Genomic DNA, 17857 nt, shown 5'->3' with positions numbered 1-17857 from the left:
TTCGACACGTGACCACCGAATCAACGAACACCGGATCACAACCCGAACGGCCCGGCGGGACAGACGCTGTTTCGGATTCGGCGGCCGAACGGGGGAACCTGAGGCCGCCGGACGCGCCCGTGCTGGGCCCGCGGCCGGTCTATCGGCCGGATGTCGACTCGCAGACCGCTCAGGTATTCCGGCGCCCCGAAAACCAGACCGGATCGTTCGCTCCGCAGCCGCCCCGCGCTCCCGGCGCGGACCAGCATCACGGCACCGAATTGGTGAATCGGCCGCCGGACGCGGTGCTGGCCGAGGCCTTCGGCCGTCCCGAGGGCTCCGACGAACTGCTACAACGGGATCCGGACGCCGAAACCGATTCGGCGCCGCCCGCCGGACCGGCCGATCCGTGGCGCGATCCGGACGCGGCGGCCCGGCTGGGCGCGCCCGCGATCGTCACGCCGCAGGCGCAGTCGCTCCCCCCGGGCACCCGGCTCGGCGCCCGCGACGTGCTCTTCGGCCGCAAGGTGGCCCCGGCCGCGCTGGCCATCCTGGCCGTGATCGCCCTCGCGATCGGCCTGGTCGGCGGGCTGGTGGGCCGGCTCACGGGCGATTCCGCCTCGGCCCTCACCTCGCGCAAGGTGGCGCTGCAGCAGGAGGGCGACCCGGACAAGACGCAGGGTCCGATCACGCGGGTCGCCGACGCGGTGGTGCCCGCCGTAGTGCAGATCCGCGAGACCGTGGGCGATAACGGCGCCCTGGGCTCGGGCGTGGTCATCGACGGCAGCGGGTACATCGTCACCAACAATCACGTGATCTCCATGGTGGGGATGGACAAGTCGGGCCGGGGCAAGATTCAGATCACCTTCTCCGACGGCACCAAGGCGCCCGCCCAGATCGTCGGGCGCGACCCCAAGACCGACCTCGCGGTGCTCAAGGTCGACGTCAAGAATCTGACGGTGGCCCGGATGGGCAAGTCCGGCGACGTCCGCGTCGGCGACGACGTGCTCGCGATCGGCTCGCCGCTGGGCCTGACCAAGACCGTCACCTCCGGCATCGTCAGCGCCCTGAACCGGCCCATGGCCGAGCCCACGACGCCCGGCGACGACACCGCGGGCGCCTTCGACGCGGTCCAGACCGATGCCGCGATCAACCACGGCAACTCCGGTGGCGCGCTGGTCGACGGCGAGGGCCGCTTGATCGGCATCAACACCGCCATCCGCAGCGAGAGCGGCGGGTCGGTCGGCCTCGGCTTCGCGATCCCGGTGGACCTGGTGCAGCGGATCGCGCAGACGCTCATCCGCGACGGCAAGGTGCATCACCCGTGGCTGGGCGTCAGCGCCAAGACCAAGTCGGTGGAGAACGACGCGATGAGCGGCGCCGCGATCGCCGATGTGGTGGCGGGCAGCCCCGCCGCCAAGGCCGGGCTCGCGGAGGGTGATGTGATCGTGAAGGTGGCCGGTCGCGAGGTGACCGAACCGGCCGAGCTCACCGTCGCCGTGCAGTCCCGCCAGATCGGCGAGACCGTTCCGTTCCAGGTGATCCGCGACGGCCGCCAGGTCGATGTGCCGGTGACGCTGGAATCCGACGAGAGCGCTCCCAAGCAGCCGCAGTAAGCTGGCCTCATGTTCAATATGGGCTGGCCCGAGATGGTGATCCTGGTGGTCGCCGCCTTGGTGATCCTCGGCCCGGAACGGCTCCCGGGGGCGATCCGCTGGACCGCGCAGAGCCTGCGGCAGGTCCGCGATTACGCCACCGGGGCCACCAGCCAACTGCGCAACGACCTGGGTCCGGAGTTCGACGAGATCCGCAAGCCGATCGAGGAACTCCGGGAACTTCGCAAGCCGCTCGACCAGTTCCGCGGGATGACGCCGCGCGCGGCGGTGACCAAACATCTGCTGGACGGCGATGATTCGCTGTTCACCGGGAAATTCGACAAACCGTCCAGTACGTCGAATGGTTCGGACTATTCACCGCCCCCGGCCTATTCACCGCCGGAACCTCCGAAGCCGTTGACCCGGAATGAGAAACCGCCGATCGATTTCGACGCGACGTAGTACTCAGACCTTGTTTCGGCCATGACCACCGACGATTCCGGGCGCCAGGTATTACCGTTCGGAAATGTCGGTCCGCAATTTCCGTGCCGGCCGAAGCGTTTCGTCAACCGGGCTAGACGCATCCTGCTGTCGAGCTATCTAGACTGCGCACATGTCGGCCGATGAGGTGGCGCGGGTTTTTGCAATCGACGACAAGGTCGAGCGCCTCAAGGCGGCCACCGAAGGCGTCGCCCAGGCCCAGCAGACCATCAACGAACTCACCCGGATTCGGCGCGCGGTCATCCGGGAATTGCACGCCGAAGGCTGGACCTTCGCCAGAATCGGTGCGGCGGCGGGACTTTCGCGCGCGCGGATTCATCAGGTCAGCACGCAGGGGCCGGTGCCGGAGGGGCTTTTCTTCGGGCACGGGCCGCTGACCATTCTCACTCCCGATGTGCGCAGCACGACGCGCACCGCCCCGCTGGTCGGCGCACCCGATGCCGCGGCGCCGCACCGACTGGTGGAACTGTTGCGGGAGCTGGGATTTGCCGTCGCCGTGGAGCGATTCCTGCCCGGGCGGCCGCTCGACCTGGATCGCGACGGCCTCATCGTGCTGGGCGGTCCGGAGCTGTCGCCGAGCCTGCGCTACCTGGCGGCCGCCGATCCGCGGCTGCGCCGCACGGTCGCCCGCGCGGGCCGGGTGCGGCGCGGTATCGAGGACCGTGCCGCCCGCCGCGTGTACCGGCCGGGCGGCACCGAGCCGTACGACATCGCCTATCTGGCCCGCCTGCCCCGCCCCGACGGCCGCGGCACCGTCCTGGTGCTCGACGGCCTGCACCCGCCCGGTTCGCTGGGCGCCATCCGCCTGCTCGCCACCCGCCTGGCCACGCTCCACGAACGCGCCGGACTGCACCCGTTCTCCGCCGTCGTCGGAGTCCGCTACGACCGCAACACCGGCGAGCCCTTGGAGGCCGACCTACTCACCCCGATCTACCGCCACGAAAGGTGATGCGGCTCAATGGGTGCGGGAAATGAGAGAGGGACTGCCGCGAGCATCGGAACGACAGATGACCAGCCAGGATACGGTGTCGGGCTGTCGTCTGCGTGCTGGTGTCTTGCGGGTGGCTGGTGTCAGGCCGCTACTTCCTCGGGGCGCAAAGTGTTCATCGGGGGGCGGTCTGTCAGTGCGACCTCGGTGGTTAGTTCGGCGAATTCCTCGCCTATCAGGGGGAATTGGGTCAGGGCGGCCCCGGAGTCGCGGATTCCGCTGCGGCCCAGGACCGTTCCGAGGATTTGGCGGCTCATGACGCCCAGGTCGGAGAGCGGGCGGTTGCGGTGGGTGCGGACGCCCAGGTTCACCTGCCCGATCGCGGGCAGGCCCAGCAGGTCGTAGGTGTCGAGCAGCAGGCCGATCTCGACGCCGTAGCCGGGCGCGAACGGGACCGCGGTGAGCAGCTCCCGGGTGCCAGCGTACTCACCGCCCAAGGGCTGCAACACCTTCGACAGATCCGGGCGCAGCGCCGCCAGCAGGGGGCGGGCCACCAGCTCGGTGACCCGGCCGCCGCCGTTGTGGTCGACCGTGTCGCCGTGCCGCAGCGGGCGGCGATAGTAGGCCTTCACCAGATGCATGTCGTCGACCATCAGCAGCGGGCCCAGCAGCCGGGGCACGAATCCCGGATCGGGATCGATCAGGTCCGAGTCGACGAAGGCGATCAGGTCGCCGGTGGTGGCGGCCAGCGAGCGCCACAGCACCTCGCCCTTGCCCGGCACGGGATACAGCTCGGGCACCGCCTGCTCGCGCGTCACCACCTGGGCCCCGGCGGCGCGGGCGCGCTCGGCGGTCGCGTCCGTCGAGCCGGAGTCGAGCACCACCAGCTCGTCGACCAGCGTGCCGACCAGCGGCCGGATGCTGGCCACCACGTCGGCGACCGTGCGTTCCTCGTTCAGCGCGGGCAGCACCACCGAGACGGTGCGCCCCTGTTTGGCGGCGATCAGTTCGTCGACCGTCCACTCCGGGCTGTCCCACGTATTGGTGAGCGCCCAGTCCGTTGTGATCAGTTCGGGGTTGGTTGTCATACCAGACCTCGCAGAGTTCGTGCGGGGGGCCGGATGCCCTGGATTGCCGCGATCATGTCCACCACGCGCCGGGTCGCGGCCACCTCGTGGACTCGGAAGACCCGGGCGCCGGCCGCGGCCGACCATGCGGTCGCTGCCAATGTGCCCTCCAATCGCTCGGATAGACCGACACCAAGAGTCTCTCCGATGAAATCCTTGTTGCTCAGCGCCATCAAGACAGGCCATCCGGTATTTACAAGAACGTCCATTGCCCGCAACAGTTCGAGCCCGTGGTACGTGTTCTTGCCGAAATCATGGGTCGGATCGATCAAAATCGAATCCTCGCCCACCCCGGCGGCCGCAGCATTTTCGGCCGAGCGGACCAGCGTCTCGGTAACCTCGCCGACCACGTCGGCGTAGCGCACCCGGTGCGGTCTGGTCCGCGGCCGCGCCCCGCCGGTGTGGCTGCAGACGACGCCGGCGCCCGTCTCGGCGGCCACCCCGACCAGGTCCGGATCCGCACCCGCCCAGGTGTCGTTGATCAGGTCCGCGCCCTCGGCCACCGCCGCCCGGGCCACCTCGGCGCGCCAGGTGTCGATGCTGATCAGCAGGGCCGGGTAGCACTCCCGGATGGCCGCCACGAACGGCACCGTCCGCCGCGCCTCCTCGGCCGCGTCCACCTCGTCGCCCGGCCCGGCCTTCACGCCACCGATATCGACCAGATCGGCGCCCTCGGTGACCGCCCGCGCGACCGCCGCCATGGCCGCCTCGTCGGAGAAGGTGGAGCCCTTGTCGTAGAACGAATCCGGCGTGCGATTCACGATCGCCATCACCAGCGCCCGATCCGTAGCCACCGGTTTCCCACACAGTGTGGACAACGGCGAGGTCGAACTCATGCCCCGACTGTACCGACCCCTGTCCCACCCGATCCTCCGAGCGCCACCGGACGATCTCACGCACCCCGCGGGTGTGAGTGCGGCTAGGTCGTGAGTGAGGGGTGTCCGATGCGGGCCGGGTCCATCGCGGCGGGTTCCTCGGCCGGTGCCTGCTCGCCCGCGCGGGCGAGCAGGAGCAGCCCGCATACCAGGGTGAGCACCACGTGGACGAAAGCCAAGGCGATGACCGCGACGATGGAACCCGTTGCGTTGAGCAGGAATTGGCCGATCATGGGAGCGGTACCGGCGAAGAACATGCTGGAGAACTGGTAGCACAGCGAGATCGCGGTGTAGCGGACGTTGGCGGGGAAGGACTGGGCGAGGATGCCCGCCAAGGCGGCGTAGTACATCGAATGCGGGATGGTCGCCACCGCCATGCCCACCACGGCCAGCGCGTAGCTCTTGGTGCCGATCAGCAGGAACATCACCGGCATGGCGACAAGTTCGGGAACCAGCATCCAGATCACGGCCCGCCGCAGATCGATGCGGGAGGCGAGGACCGCGCCGAACGGTTGCACGATCAGCTGCACCACCAGCGCGATGGTGACGATGGACAGGAAATTGGTGCGGTTGAAGCCGAGGTCCTCCACCGCCCACGAGAGCGCGAAGGTGCCCTTGAAGTAGGTGGCCGACACCCCGATCGTGCAGGCGCCCACACCGAGCAGCACCATCGTCTTGTGGGTGCGCAGCACCTCGCGAATCGGCAGCTTGACCACGGTCTTGGTGGCCAGCATCGTCCGCATGGCCGGGGATTCCTCCACGCCGAGCCGGATCACCAGGCCGACCACGACCAGCAGCGCGGAGATCAGGAACGGCACCCGCCAGCCCCAGGACATGAACTGCTCGTCGGGCAGCCGCGACACGAGCAGGAACATGCCGGTCGCCAGCAGGTTGCCCATCGGCGAGCCCTGCTGCGCGGTGCGGGTGAGCAACAACTGCCTGCAGGTCTTCGGCGGATACGGGTTCATCGATGAATACCCCGTAGGCAAATACCTGCGCGACGCCCGCGTGCTGACCCTTTACGAGGGCACCAGCCAGGTCCAGAAGCTGATCATCGGGCGCGCCCTGACCGGCATCGACGCCATGTGACCTGCCCCGCCGCATCCACCGAAGGAGCCCGCCGGTGCCCGACGCCGTCATCTGTGAACCCCTCCGCACCCCCGTCGGTCGTTTCGGCGGAGTCCTGAAAGATATTGCGCCCCAGCAGCTTGCCACCACCGTCATCACGGAATTGGTGCGGCGCACCGGAATCGACGGATCCCGCATCGACGACGTGATCCTCGGGCATGCCTCCCCCAACGGCGAAGCCCCCGCCATCGGGCGCATCGCCGCGCTCGACGCGGGCCTCGGCATCGACGTACCGGGCCTGCAGGTGGACCGCCGCTGCGGTTCCGGACTGCAGGCGGTCCTCCAGGCCTGCATGCAGGTCTCCACGGGCGGCAGCGATCTCGTCCTGGCCGGTGGTGTGGAATCGATGAGCCGGACCGAGTTCTACGCGACCGGGATCCGCTGGGGCGTCCGCGGTGACGGGTTCGACATGGTCGACCGCCTTGCGCGAGCGCGGATTACGGCGGGCGGCCGGGACTTCCCGATGCCCGGGGGGATGATCGAGACGGCCGAGAACCTGCGGGCGGAATACTCGATCAGCCGCGCCGACCAGGACGCGCTGGCCGTGCAATCACATCGGCGCGCGGTCGCCGCGCAGGAGGCCGGGCGTTTCTCGGAAGAGATCGTCGGAGTGACCGTCCCGCAACGACGTGCCGATCCGATCGTGATCGACACCGACGAGCATCCCCGCGCCGACACCACCGCGGCATCGCTCGGCGCACTGCGCCCGATCCGGTCGTCGGTCGACCCGGACGCCACCGTGACCGCGGGCAACGCCAGCGGCCAGAACGACGGCGCGGCACTGTGTCTGGTCACCACGCCGGAGACCGCCCGGCGGCTCGGCCTGCGGCCGCTGGCCCGCCTGGTCTCCTGGTCGGTTGTCGGTGTCGCACCGCGAACCATGGGCATCGGCCCGGTTCCCGCCGCCGCGCGGGCCCTCGACCGCGCCGAGCTGACCCTCGCCGATATGCAGGTCATCGAGCTCAACGAGGCCTTCGCCGCCCAGGTACTCGCCGTCCTGGCCGAATGGCGCATCGCCCCGGACGATCCCCGCCTCAACCCCAACGGCTCGGGCATCTCGCTCGGCCATCCCGTCGGGGCGACCGGCGCCCGCATGCTCGCCACCCTGCTGCGCGAAATGGACCGCCGCGAAGCGCGTTACGGCCTGGAGACCATGTGCGTCGGCGGCGGGCAGGGCCTGGCCGCCGTCTTCGAGCGACTCAGGGCTTAGGTGCGCGGCCGGTCGCGACCTCGTCGGGATAGTCGGCGTAGCAGGGGACGTAGCCCTCGGCGCGACCAGCGAGGACGTACAGCGTGCTGGCGGAGTCCGGAGTGTAGCCCTGTTTGCGGAGTTCGACCTTGCGGCTCTTGAAGGTCGAGGTGGTCTCCAACTCGTCGACGACGCGGAGGAACAGCGGGACGGCGTAGGCGGGCAGGCGGTCGTAGAGCTGCCGCGCCACGACAGACCCGTCCAGCTCCGCGCCGGGGCGCAGCGTCACCGCGGCCATACCGGCCTTGCCGTCCGCGCCCGGCACGTCCACGCCGTAGACCACGGCCTGGGTGATCTCCTCGATGCCGTCGAAGGCGCCCTCGACCTCGGTCGTCGCGACGTTCTCACCCTTCCAGCGGAAGGTGTCGCCGAGCCGGTCGGCGAAGGCGATGTGCCGCCAATGCTGGTCGCGCACCAGGTCTCCGGTGTCGAACCAGGCGTCGCCGTCGCGAAACGCGTTGCGCACCAGCTTGGATTCGGTGGCGGACCTGTCGGTGTATCCGTCGAACGGTGAGCGGCTGGTCACCTTCGACAGCAGCAGCCCGACCCCGCCCGACCGCACCCGGCGCAGCTTGCCGTCGGAAAAGCGCTTGGCCTTGCCGGTTTCCTCGTCGAATTCGACCACCGCGTACGGCAGCGGGCCGAACCCGGCCGTGCGATCCACGCCGAAGGCATTGATGAACGCGGTATTTCCCTCGCTCGAGGCATAGAACTCGACGATCCGTTCGATCCCGAACCGCTCGCGGAACTCGTCCCACAGCTCCGGCCGCAATCCGTTGCCGACCGCCAGCCGCAGCGAATGCTCACGCTCGACGGGCTTTTCGGGCTGGTTGATCAGATAGCGGCACAGCTCGCCGATGTAGATGAACGCGGTCGCCCGATTGCCGACCACCTCGTTCCAGAATCCGGACGCGGAGAATTTGCGCCCGATCGCGAACGTGGCCTTCGCTCCGAGCACCGCGCCGAGGGCCACGGTCAGCGCGTTGTTGTGGTACAGCGGCAGGCAGCAGTACAGGGTGTCGTCGCCGCGCAGGCGGATACCGAGCCCACCCAGCCCTGCCATGCTCTTGGTCCACCGCAGATGCGACATCACGCTGGCCTTCGGCAGGCCCGTGGTGCCGGAGGTGAAGATCAGGAACGCCTTCTCGCGGGCCCGGATGTCCGCGCACACCGGCGGGTCGGTGGCGTCGGCGGTGCGGGCCAACTGCTGAAGATCCTCGGTGAACAGCAGGTTGTCCGGCGGTTCGGGCAGCGATTCCAGCGCCTCGCGGCATTCCTCCCCGATCACGTTCACCACGCTGTTCAGCAGCCCGAAGCTGTGCGCCAGCACCTGTTCGCGCTGATGGTGATTCAGCAGGCCGACCGTCGCGCCCAGCTTCACGGTGGCCAGCACCAGCAGCAGCGTCTCGGGCCGGTTGGTCATCAGCACCCCGACCACGTCGCCGCGCCGCACCCCGCGCTCGGTCAGTACGCTCGCGTAGCGGTTCACCTCGGCATTGGCGTCGTGGTAGGTGTACTCACGCCCCTCGAACCGGATGAACACGCGGTTCGGCCGCTGCCGCGCCGCCCGCTGGAAATACAGGCCAACGGACGATTTGCTGTCCGGCTGCACCAGCATCCCCAGCGCACCGCGCAGCATGCCGGGCGCGTCCAATGCCATTCCGGGCAGCCGCCGGGCGATATCGAACAGAGTGACGCTGGTCTGTGTATCTGTCACATGAACCTCCCAACGAGATCTCGGCAAAGCATGCCGGGGCACCCGACAACGTGGCAATGCCTCTGGACGCAACCCGTGGTACTTCACGACGGGGCGCCACGGCGACCGCACCTCAGTCCCGCTCGGCGACCAGCGCCTCGAAAGCGGTCGCCATATCCGGGGTCACGGTGACCCGGTCAAGTGCGGCCTTGCCGACGAAGTCTCCCTCCCGCAGACCGTCCAGCCAGTCGAACAGCCCGCGGAAGTGCCCGTGCGGGTCCAGGACGACCAGCGGCTTGTCGTGCATGCCGAGGTATCCGCCGGTCCACGCCTCGAAGAATTCCTCCAGCGTGCCGATCCCGCCCGGCAGCGTCAGGAACGCGTCGGCGCGGGCCTCCATGACCTGTTTGCGCTCGCGCATGGTGTCGGTGACGACCAGTTCGTCGGCGTCGACATCGGCGACCTCCAGATGCACCAGTTGCTTGGGGATCACGCCGATGGTCTGCGCGCCGCCCGCACGGGCCGCCGTCGCGACCGCGCCCATCATCGACACGTGCCCGCCGCCGGACACCAATTGCCAACCGCGCCGGGCGATCTCGGTGCCGACCTGCGCCGCCAGCCGCAGCTGCGCCGGATCCGTGGCGCTGGCCGAGCAGTACACGCACACGGCGTACGGGCGCTCGCTCACCACTGGTCCTCCGCCCCGCGCGCATTCCCGGCGCGGCTCTCGGCCGCGGCCAGCACGATCTCCACGACCTCCTCCACGCTGTCGGTGACATGCAGCAGCCCCAGATCGCCGGGCGCGACCTTGCCCGACCCGGCCAGCGAATCACGCAGCCAGTCGACCAGGCCGGACCAGTAGCGCGTGCCGAACAGCACGATCGGGAACCGGGTGATCTTACGGGTCTGCACCAGGGTCAGCGCCTCGAACAGCTCGTCCAGGGTGCCGAACCCGCCCGGCAGGCAGATGAACGCCTGCGAGTACTTCACGAACATGGTCTTGCGGGCGAAGAAGTACCGGAAGTTGATGCCCAGGTCCACCCATTCGTTGAGGCCCTGTTCGAAGGGCAGCTCGATGCCGAGCCCGATGGAGAATCCGCCCGCCTCCGAGGCGCCGCGGTTGGCCGCCTCCATCACGCCCGGGCCGCCGCCGGTGATCACGGCGAACCCGGCGCGGGCCAGCGCGCCGCCGATGGCCCCGGCCGCCTGATATTCGGGCGTATCGACCTGGGTGCGGGCCGAACCGAAAACCGCTACCGCCCTGGGGATCTCGGCGAGCGCGCCGAAACCCTCCACGAACTCGCTCTGGATGCGGAGCACCCGCCAGGGGTCGGTGTGCACCCAGTCGCTGGGGCCGCGGCCGTCGAGCAGATGCTGGTCGGTGTTCCCGGTCTCGCTCTTCCGGTCCCGGCGCAGCATTATCGGGCCGCGGTAGGTGGGAGTCGACTTCGGCGATCGGACAGGTACGGGCTCGGAGTCGGTGGACATGGAACCTACGTTACTGGTCGGCAACCCGATCGACCCGCCGTCCCGCACCCTGTTCCGGTTCTTTCAGTTGGCGCCTGTCAGGTAGTTGCGGAGGATCTCGGTGACGGTGGTGATCTGGGCGGTCGGGACTCGCTCGTCGACCTTGTGGGCGAGGTTCGGGTCACCGGGGCCGAAGTTGACCGCGGGGATGCCGCGGGCGGCGAAGCGGGAGACGTCGGTCCAGCCGTACTTGGCACGCACTCCGCCGCCGCCGTGCGCGTGCACCTTCTCGATCAGGTCCTCGGCCGCGGGCGCGGACAGGCCGGGCAGGGCGCCGGGGGCGCCGTCGGTGCGCTCGAAGGTCAGGTCCAGGCCCGAGAAGACCTGCCGCACATGCTCGGTCGCCGCGTCGAGCGAACGGTCCGGCGCGAAGCGGAAATTCACCACCACCGAGGCCTCGTCGGGCACCACATTGCCCGCCACGCCACCGGAGACCCGCACCGCCGACAGGCCCTCGCGGTAGACGCAGCCGTCGATGTCGACCTGCCGCGGCCGATAGTCCCGCAGGCGCTGCAGGATCGGGGCCAGCTGGTGAATCGCGTTGTCGCCCAGCCACGCTCGCGCGGTGTGCGCGCGGGTGCCGACCACCGTGAGACGGGCCCGCAGGGTGCCCTGGCAGCCCGCCTCGATCCAGCCGCCGGACGGCTCGCCCAGGATCGCGAGGTCGCCGTCGAGCCATTCGGGCAGTTCGCGCTCGATGCGGCCGAGGCCGTTGAACTCGGCCGCGATCTCCTCACAGTCGTAGCAGATCAGCGTAAGATCGCAGACCGGGTCGGCGACGGTGGCGGCTAGGTGCAGGAAGACCGCGTCGCCGGATTTCATATCGACGCTGCCGCAGCCGTGCAGCACCTGCTCGCCGCCCTCGACGTCGAAGTGCCCCGGCACGTTGTCGGCGATCGGGACCGTGTCCAGATGACCGGCGAGGATCACCCGGGTGGGCAGGCCGCGGTCGGTGCGCGCCAGCACGGTGTTGCCGTGCCGCAGCACCTCGAATCCGCTGGTCTGCTCGCGCAGCGCCCAGGTGACGGTGTCGGCGATCGCGGCCTCGTCCCGGGAGACGCTCGGGATATCGACGAGGGCGGCGGTGAGGGCGATGGGGTCGGCGCGCAGATCGATGGTCACCCTACGCAGCCTAACGCGACTCCCCATACACTGACCTGCGTGAGTACTCAGGGAGCATCCGCAGTCGGCCTCGCCACGGTGACCGTGAACGGCACGGTCCTCGACACCTGGTTTCCGTATCCGGAACTCGGCGAATTCGCCGAGTCCGCGACCGCGAAGCTGACCCCGGCCGACCCCGAGTACGCCCGGTTCGCCGAACTGGTGGGTTTCGACGAGGCCCGCCGCGTGGACGTGGCCGCGGTGCGCACCACCATCGCCGACCTGTCCGCGCCGCCCGCCGACACCCACGACAACTACTTGCGGCTGCACCTGCTCTCGCACCGCCTGGTCCAGCCGCACGGCCTGAGCCTGGAGGGCCAGTTCGGGCTGCTCGCCAATGTGGTGTGGACCAACCACGGGCCCTGCTCGGTCGAGGAGTTCGAGCTGGTGCGCGCCAAGCTGCGCGCCCGCGGCCCGGTCACGGTGTACGGCGTGGACAAGTTCCCGCGCATGGTCGACTACGTGCTGCCCGCGGGCGTCCGCATCGCCGACGCCGACCGCGTGCGACTGGGCGCGCACCTGGCCGAGGGCACCACGGTCATGCACGAGGGCTTCGTCAACTTCAACGCCGGAACGCTCGGCGCCTCCATGGTGGAGGGCCGCGTTTCCGCGGGCGTCGTGGTCGGCGACGGCTCCGATGTCGGCGGCGGCGCCTCGATCATGGGCACGCTGTCCGGCGGCGGCAAGCAGGTCATCTCGATCGGCGAGCGCTGCCTGCTGGGCGCCAACGCGGGTCTGGGCATCTCCCTCGGCGACGACTGCGTGGTCGAGGCGGGCCTCTACCTCACCGCGGGCACCAAGGTCGCCCTGCCCGACGGCCGCACGGTCAAGGCCCTCGAACTCTCCGGCCGGTCCAACCTGCTGTTCCGGCGCAACTCGCTCACCGGCGCGGTGCAGGTCGTCGCCCGCCAGGGCACCGGCATCGAACTCAACGCCGCCCTGCACGCCAACTGATTACGTAGTCGCTCAACCCGATTGAGCCCGGGCGGCGGGCCCGTGGCTGACTACAGTGGCCGGGTGAAGTTCACCACGGATGTCGGGCGCGGTCAGTGGCTGCTGACGCGCGCCCGCGGGGACGGCATCGGCGAAATCGCCGGTACCGGCTTCGAGGCATATGCGAGGATCCTGCACCCGGTCGAGGCGACCCGCCGCGACGCCACGATCACCGACGAGTGGGGCACTGCCGCGATCATCGAGGAGACGATGTGGCCGTGGGCGGAGGTCGCCGCGCGCAACGGCCGGGTGATGCATCCGCTGGTGCAGTGGCGCAACCTCACCGACGGTGAGAACGAGGCGGCGATGTCGTTCGACGACGGCTGGTCGGTCGGCCAGACCGTCGAAGGGTGGTTCGACCCGAACCTGCTGGCCGCGCTCACCGTTCACCTCCGCGCGGCCACCGGGACGCCGGAAGCGGTGACGGCGGGGGCCTGGAACGGATTCGGTTGCTTCGGCGGCACGTCCTCGAGTGTCGTGTTCGTCTCGTCCACCGACGACGATGATCCGCGGGAACTCGAGCGCGAGCGAGCCCGCATGGAGGCCGAGGCGGCCGCCGCTGTCGTGCCGGAGGTCGAACGGGCGATGGCGGTCGGCCCCTTCCTGCGGTGGCCGGGACGCGACTTCGTGCTGTTCGACACCGATCTCACCGAACTCGCCGACCCCGGCTGGGTGTACGCGGCGGGCCTGGGATGGACGGCCGACTTCCCCGGCCAGATGCCCCAGTTGCTCTGGCCCGCCGACCACGCCTGGGTCGTAGCCAGCGAGATCGACTTCGACTCCACGATCGTCGCCGGTTCCCGCGCGCTGATCGATGCGGTGCTGGCCGACAATCGTTTCGAGGCGTTGGAGATCGCCGAGGAGTCGGATCTGAGCTGGGACGGCGACACGATCAACCCCGCGCCGAAGGACTGAGCCCCAACGCGCAAGGGTATCGCTCATGAGCGCGACAATACGGTTGCGGCGGCGGGACTACTCGATGCCGAAGGCGAGGACGCGGGACGGAGTGATGCGGATCAATTCACGAGACACGCCCTGGATGTAGGTGTCGATATCGCGCAAAGCCTGGGCGGTGCCGCGGATTTCGAGGCAGCGGACCTCCCAGGGGTCCACCGACGCGATGTCGTCGACGACGAAGGCCACCCGCTCCTCCTTGTCGAGGTTGCGGAACTTCTGTGAGGCGCCCATGTTGTAGCCCGCGATATCGATGGTGCCGAGGTCTTCGTTGTAGCGGAATCCGACCGGATTGTTCTGCGGCGAGCCGTCGGGGCGGATCGTGGCCAACCGACCGAGCCGCTGGCTGCGCAGGTACTCGATCTGGGCGGGCGACAACGTGGCGATCATGTGCCAGACGGTACAACCTCGAGTGCACTGGAGGTCAATCGGGAACTCACCGATCCGCGGCGTCCTGGGGAACCGACGGCGCCGCCTCCTCCAGATGTGCCGCCAAGGCGGGTTTTCCGCGCACCGAGGCCAGGAAGGCGGCGGCGGACTGCGGCATCAGCGAGGCGGCCACGATCGCCACCAGCGGGCCGGACGCCAGGGCGCCGAACGCCGCGGCATAGGAGACCCGGTCGACGATCACGCCGAACAGCAGCGGGGCCAGTATTCCGCCGAGCTGCGCGCCGAAGACGATCATCCCGGCGGCCGTCCCGATCAAGGTGCTGGGGAGCGCCCGCAGCGGCAGGGCCAGGGCGGCCATGTAGGTCAGCGCCCCGACCCCGGTGGCGACCGTCAACACGATCATGAACACCGGAACCGAGGACGTGGCGGGCAGCACGAACAGACCCGCGGCGGCGGTTGCCATGCTGGGCACCACGATCCGGCGCGGACGCCCGCGCAGCCGGTCGGACAGCCAGCCACCGCTCACGATGCCGACGGCCGCCGCCACGGTCGGGAACACCGCCAGCAGCGCCGCCCGGTCCAGCTCCAGCCCGCGCGCCTCGTGCAGATAGGTCGGTACCCACGAGACCAGGCCCCAGTTGAACGCCCCGTAGCCGAAATAGATTGCCGCGCAGCCGATCAGCGCCGGAACCCGGAACAGCGACCAGGACCCGCCGCCGACGGGGGAGGCCTCCGTCAGCGGCGGCGGCATCCAGCGCGACCACGCGAGCACGACCAGCACCCCGAGCACGGAGATCGCCACGAACATCCCCCGCCACCCGATGGTCGGCAGCAGGGCGGCCGCGATGACCGCCGCCAGCAGCACACCGCAGGCGTTGGAGGCATTGGTCCAGCCCGCCGCCGTGGTCCGCTCGGCGGGCGTGCTGCGCTCGGCCAGCGCCTTCGTCGCCGCGGCCGGAAAGACGCCCTGGACCAGGCCGAACACGAACCGGGCGACCAGCAGCGCCCCGAACGACCAAGCCAGCGCGGTCAATCCGGTGAACACCGACCACGCCAGCATGCCGATCACACACATGCGCAGCGCGCCGAACCGGTCGGCCAGCAGCCCGCCCGGCAGTTGCATGGCCGCGTAGGCCAGGAAGAACGCCGACACGATCATCCCGGTGCCGGTGTGGTCCAGATCCAGGTCGTCGGCGATAGCGGGCAGCGCGAAGTTGATCACGAGCCGGTCGACGAAGTCGATCGTCCACGCCACGAACAGCAGCACAACGGTCAAGCGGGCCGTACGCGACATCGTCTGACTACCTCCGAGCACCGGGCCGCCGCGTCAACCCAGCAGCTTCTTCTGCACCTTCCCCATGGCGTTGCGCGGCAACGACTCCATCCAGCGCACCTCCCGGGGCCGCTTGTGCGCGGAAAGCTGTTGCGCCACATGATCGATCAGCGCGCCTTCGTCGGTCACCGAACCACCGGAAGACACCACGTACGCGACGATGCGCTGCCCGAGATCGGCATCGGGCACACCCACCACCGCGACCTCGGCTACCGCCGGGTGGCCCAGCAGACAGGTCTCGATCTCCCCCGCGCCGATACGGTAGCCGCCGGACTTGATCAGATCCACCGATTCCCGCCCGACGATGCGGTGAAAACCGTCCGGATCGATCGCGGCCACATCGCCGGTGACGAACCAGCCGTCGTCGGTCCGGCTCGCGGCGGTGGCCTCGGGACGATTCAGGTAGCCGTCGAACAGCATCGGGCCGCGCACCTGCAGCCCGCCGATGCTCTCGCCGTCGTGGGTCACCGGGTCGCCCGCCTCGTCCCGCAGCCTGGTCTCGACACCGGCGACCGGCGTGCCCACCCAGCCGGGACGGCGCTCACCGTCCGCGCGCGTCGACAGGGTGATCATGGTCTCGCTCATGCCGTAGCGTTCGACCGGCGCATGACCGGTCAGTTCTCGCAGCCGCTCGAAGACCGGTACCGGCAGCGGCGCGCTGCCCGACACCAGCAGCCGGGCATTCGCCAATTCCCGTGCGGCGCCCGGATCCTCGGCGATCCGCGACCACACCGTGGGCACGCCGAAGTACAGCGTCCCCTTCGCCGCGGCGTACGCCGCCGGGGTGGGCTTGCCGGTGTGCACCAGCGGGCTGCCCACCCGGAGCGGGCCGAGCACACCGAGGATGAGGCCGTGCACGTGGAACAACGGAAGCCCGTGCACCAGAACGTCGTTCGCCGTCCAGGCCCAGGCCTCGGCCAACGCGTCCAGCCCGGCGGCGATGGCCCGCCTGCTCAACATCACCCCCTTGGGGGCGCCGGTGGTTCCGGAGGTGTAGAGCACGAAAGCCGTGGCCCCCGGGTCGGGTTCGGGATAGACGTGCCAGGATCTGGCGTGCAGCCGCACCGGAATCACCGGCAGCGTGGCGCCTTCGGGCGCCTCGCCGAGCCAGGCCTGCGCGCCCGAATCGTCGAGTATGTGCGCCATTTCGGCCGCCCCCGCATCCGGCGGCACCGGCACCGCGGTGACCCCGGCGATCAGGCAGCCGATCACCGCCAGCACGGTCGTCGGGGTCGGGCGCGCCAGCACGGCCACGCGCTCCGCCCGCGCGACCCGCTCCGCCACCGAGGTGGCCGCGCCGAGCAGATCGCTGCGCGACAGCGTGGTCCCGTCGACGGTGACGGCGTCCGGTATGTCCGCCCCGGCGGCGACGGCGGCCGCGTCCAGCGACCTCAACAGCGGCAACGACCCATATGACACGCGCCCAACCTACCAACGCCACGCGCCCGGCAGACCCCGCGGCGAGGCCCGCAGTTCCATGGGCAGTGACGGTTGACACAGCGGTGAGTGGGTGAGAGTGTTGATATATAGCCTTCTCACAGAGGATGGGGTCAACGATGACCAGCCCGCGGCGCGTAACCACGGACGAAACCGGCCTCCCCGGTAGCGATTTCGACATCTCCCGCCATCTCGACGGGTCCGCGGCCTTCTTCGGCGCCGCGGCCAATGTCATCATGCAGCTCAGCATGCCGCCGGTCGGCTACGGCGTGCTGGAAAGCACCGTCGACAGCGGCAAGATCTTCGTCCACCCGATCAAGCGCACCCGCACCACGCTCACCTATCTGGCGGTGGCGATGCTCGGCAGCGACGATGAGCGCGCCGCCTATCGCGACGCCGTCAACGCCTCGCACCGCCCGGTCCGCTCGACCGCGTCCAGCCCGGTGAAGTACAACGCCTTCGACCCGCGCCTGCAGCTGTGGGTCGCGGCCTGCCTGTACTGGGGCGCCCGCGATCTGAACGAGCGCATGCACGGCCCGATGAACGACGCCGACGCCGACGCCTTCTACCGGCACGCCGAGCGGCTGGGTTCCACGCTGCAGATGCCGCCCGAGCTGTGGCCGCCCGACCGCGCCGCCTTCGACAGGTACTGGGCGGCGAACCTGGCGAAGACCACCATCGACCCGCCCGTCCGCGCCTACTTCCAGGATCTCATCGATCTGAAGATGTTCCCGCTGCCGATTCAGTTGGCGTTCCGCAGGTTTCACCGATTCGTCGTCGCGGGCCTGCTGCCGCCGCACCTGCGCGAGCAGATGGGGATGACCTGGGACGAGCGCGACGACCGCAGACTGGCTCGGCTGCTGCGCACGGTCGGCGCGGTGGAGGCCCGCATGCCCACGGCCGTGAAGATGTTCCCCATCAACGCTTTTCTGCTCGACCTGCGCCTGCGGCGCCGACTCGGACTGCGACTGGTCTAGCGGAAGC

Annotated in this window: 17 protein-coding genes and 1 pseudogene; 8 read left to right on the top strand and 10 right to left on the bottom strand. The window is 69.6% G+C overall.

What is annotated here, in order from left to right; genetic code table 11:
* Nucleotides 1-8 precede the first annotated feature (8 nt).
* The 3 genes from ACYVLQ_RS27895 to ACYVLQ_RS27885 all read left to right on the top strand — a co-directional run bounded on the left by ACYVLQ_RS27895 (nucleotide 9) and on the right by ACYVLQ_RS27885 (nucleotide 3024).
* Nucleotides 9-1595, top strand: coding sequence for a S1C family serine protease (locus tag ACYVLQ_RS27895; protein ID WP_460700500.1), 1587 nt, complete (start codon nucleotides 9-11; stop codon nucleotides 1593-1595).
* 9 nt (nucleotides 1596-1604) lie between these two features.
* The gene (gene tatB, locus ACYVLQ_RS27890) at nucleotides 1605-2036 is read left to right on the top strand and encodes a Sec-independent protein translocase protein TatB (protein WP_460700499.1); all 432 of its coding nucleotides are present in this window, start codon (nucleotides 1605-1607) and stop codon (nucleotides 2034-2036) included.
* A gap of 151 nt (nucleotides 2037-2187) precedes the next feature.
* A complete protein-coding gene (locus tag ACYVLQ_RS27885) occupies nucleotides 2188-3024 on the top strand; it encodes a hypothetical protein (RefSeq protein ID WP_460700498.1) in 837 nt (278 codons plus the stop codon).
* A gap of 122 nt (nucleotides 3025-3146) precedes the next feature.
* On the opposite strand, the gene ACYVLQ_RS27880 is transcribed toward ACYVLQ_RS27885, so the two are convergent.
* The 3 genes from ACYVLQ_RS27880 to ACYVLQ_RS27870 all read right to left on the bottom strand — a co-directional run bounded on the left by ACYVLQ_RS27880 (nucleotide 3147) and on the right by ACYVLQ_RS27870 (nucleotide 5676).
* The gene (locus ACYVLQ_RS27880) at nucleotides 3147-4091 is read right to left on the bottom strand and encodes a glucosyl-3-phosphoglycerate synthase (protein ID WP_460700497.1); all 945 of its coding nucleotides are present in this window, start codon (nucleotides 4089-4091) and stop codon (nucleotides 3147-3149) included.
* Entirely contained in the window at nucleotides 4088-4966 is an 879-nt protein-coding gene (gene folP, locus ACYVLQ_RS27875; protein ID WP_460700496.1) for a dihydropteroate synthase, read from the bottom strand. Before folP ends, ACYVLQ_RS27880 begins: the two co-directional genes overlap by 4 nt.
* 83 nt (nucleotides 4967-5049) lie before the next feature.
* Nucleotides 5050-5676, bottom strand: a complete 627-nt coding sequence (locus tag ACYVLQ_RS27870; RefSeq protein WP_460700713.1) for an MFS transporter — start codon at nucleotides 5674-5676, stop codon at nucleotides 5050-5052.
* Nucleotides 5677-5920: 244 nt separating this feature from the next.
* Here ACYVLQ_RS27870 and ACYVLQ_RS27865 point away from each other — a divergent pair.
* Both ACYVLQ_RS27865 and ACYVLQ_RS27860 read left to right on the top strand, forming a co-directional pair.
* Nucleotides 5921-6094: pseudogene (locus ACYVLQ_RS27865) on the top strand (acyl-CoA dehydrogenase family protein); the annotation flags it as partial.
* A 34-nt stretch (nucleotides 6095-6128) separates the two neighbouring features.
* Entirely contained in the window at nucleotides 6129-7343 is a 1215-nt protein-coding gene (locus tag ACYVLQ_RS27860; RefSeq protein WP_460700495.1) for an acetyl-CoA C-acetyltransferase, read from the top strand.
* Here the strand turns inward: ACYVLQ_RS27860 and ACYVLQ_RS27855 are convergent.
* From ACYVLQ_RS27855 to dapE, 4 genes are all read right to left on the bottom strand, one after another.
* The gene (locus ACYVLQ_RS27855; RefSeq protein ID WP_460700494.1) at nucleotides 7333-9099 is read right to left on the bottom strand and encodes a long-chain-acyl-CoA synthetase; all 1767 of its coding nucleotides are present in this window, start codon (nucleotides 9097-9099) and stop codon (nucleotides 7333-7335) included. The two genes, ACYVLQ_RS27860 and ACYVLQ_RS27855, sit on opposite strands and share 11 nt — an antisense overlap.
* A gap of 112 nt (nucleotides 9100-9211) precedes the next feature.
* Nucleotides 9212-9769: an LOG family protein gene (locus tag ACYVLQ_RS27850; protein ID WP_460700493.1), complete on the bottom strand. Its 558-nt coding sequence runs from the start codon at nucleotides 9767-9769 to the stop codon at nucleotides 9212-9214.
* On the bottom strand, nucleotides 9763-10566 hold the full coding sequence (locus ACYVLQ_RS27845; RefSeq protein WP_460700492.1) for an LOG family protein: 804 nt from the start codon (nucleotides 10564-10566) through the stop codon (nucleotides 9763-9765). The genes ACYVLQ_RS27850 and ACYVLQ_RS27845 overlap by 7 nt, the downstream gene beginning before the upstream one ends.
* Before the next feature lie 63 nt (nucleotides 10567-10629).
* The gene (gene dapE, locus ACYVLQ_RS27840) at nucleotides 10630-11727 is read right to left on the bottom strand and encodes a succinyl-diaminopimelate desuccinylase (RefSeq protein WP_460700491.1); all 1098 of its coding nucleotides are present in this window, start codon (nucleotides 11725-11727) and stop codon (nucleotides 10630-10632) included.
* A gap of 39 nt (nucleotides 11728-11766) precedes the next feature.
* On the opposite strand from dapE, the gene dapD reads away from it, so the two are divergent.
* Together dapD and ACYVLQ_RS27830 are read left to right on the top strand one after the other, a co-directional pair.
* Nucleotides 11767-12720 carry a 2,3,4,5-tetrahydropyridine-2,6-dicarboxylate N-succinyltransferase gene (gene dapD / locus ACYVLQ_RS27835; protein WP_460700490.1) on the top strand — a complete coding sequence of 318 codons (954 nt, stop codon included), beginning with the start codon at nucleotides 11767-11769 and terminating at the stop codon, nucleotides 12718-12720.
* A 63-nt stretch (nucleotides 12721-12783) separates the two neighbouring features.
* Complete coding sequence (locus ACYVLQ_RS27830; RefSeq protein ID WP_460700489.1) at nucleotides 12784-13674, top strand: hypothetical protein; 891 nt, start codon at nucleotides 12784-12786, stop codon at nucleotides 13672-13674.
* Nucleotides 13675-13731: 57 nt separating this feature from the next.
* On the opposite strand, the gene ACYVLQ_RS27825 is transcribed toward ACYVLQ_RS27830, so the two are convergent.
* The 3 genes from ACYVLQ_RS27825 to ACYVLQ_RS27815 are packed head-to-tail and all read right to left on the bottom strand — an operon-like array spanning nucleotide 13732 to nucleotide 16855.
* Nucleotides 13732-14103: a PPOX class F420-dependent oxidoreductase gene (locus ACYVLQ_RS27825; RefSeq protein ID WP_460700488.1), complete on the bottom strand. Its 372-nt coding sequence runs from the start codon at nucleotides 14101-14103 to the stop codon at nucleotides 13732-13734.
* 46 nt (nucleotides 14104-14149) lie between these two features.
* Complete coding sequence (locus ACYVLQ_RS27820; protein ID WP_460700487.1) at nucleotides 14150-15397, bottom strand: MFS transporter; 1248 nt, start codon at nucleotides 15395-15397, stop codon at nucleotides 14150-14152.
* Nucleotides 15398-15430: 33 nt separating this feature from the next.
* Nucleotides 15431-16855, bottom strand: coding sequence for an acyl-CoA synthetase (locus tag ACYVLQ_RS27815; protein ID WP_460700486.1), 1425 nt, complete (start codon nucleotides 16853-16855; stop codon nucleotides 15431-15433).
* 137 nt (nucleotides 16856-16992) lie between these two features.
* Here ACYVLQ_RS27815 and ACYVLQ_RS27810 point away from each other — a divergent pair, with 137 nt between their 5' ends.
* Nucleotides 16993-17850, top strand: a complete 858-nt coding sequence (locus tag ACYVLQ_RS27810; protein ID WP_460700485.1) for an oxygenase MpaB family protein — start codon at nucleotides 16993-16995, stop codon at nucleotides 17848-17850.
* Nucleotides 17851-17857: the final 7 nt, after the last annotated feature.

This window comes from Nocardia thraciensis (assembly GCF_054782435.1).
Note: the sequence above shows the minus strand (reverse complement) of the source record. Positions and strands in the feature narration are given on the sequence as shown.

What these genes read in the sequence shown, in the direction of transcription:
- ACYVLQ_RS27845 (WP_460700492.1), bottom strand. Translation starts at nt 10,566, where the DNA reads ATGTCCACCGACTCCGAGCCCGTACCTGTCCGATCGCCGAAGTCGACT.
- ACYVLQ_RS27885 (WP_460700498.1), top strand. Translation starts at nt 2,188, where the DNA reads ATGTCGGCCGATGAGGTGGCGCGGGTTTTTGCAATCGACGACAAGGTC.
- ACYVLQ_RS27810 (WP_460700485.1), top strand. Translation starts at nt 16,993, where the DNA reads ATGACCAGCCCGCGGCGCGTAACCACGGACGAAACCGGCCTCCCCGGT.
- tatB (WP_460700499.1), top strand. Translation starts at nt 1,605, where the DNA reads ATGTTCAATATGGGCTGGCCCGAGATGGTGATCCTGGTGGTCGCCGCC.
- ACYVLQ_RS27825 (WP_460700488.1), bottom strand. Translation starts at nt 14,103, where the DNA reads ATGATCGCCACGTTGTCGCCCGCCCAGATCGAGTACCTGCGCAGCCAG.
- ACYVLQ_RS27820 (WP_460700487.1), bottom strand. Translation starts at nt 15,397, where the DNA reads ATGTCGCGTACGGCCCGCTTGACCGTTGTGCTGCTGTTCGTGGCGTGG.
- ACYVLQ_RS27870 (WP_460700713.1), bottom strand. Translation starts at nt 5,676, where the DNA reads ATGGTGCTGCTCGGTGTGGGCGCCTGCACGATCGGGGTGTCGGCCACC.
- ACYVLQ_RS27880 (WP_460700497.1), bottom strand. Translation starts at nt 4,091, where the DNA reads ATGACAACCAACCCCGAACTGATCACAACGGACTGGGCGCTCACCAAT.
- folP (WP_460700496.1), bottom strand. Translation starts at nt 4,966, where the DNA reads ATGAGTTCGACCTCGCCGTTGTCCACACTGTGTGGGAAACCGGTGGCT.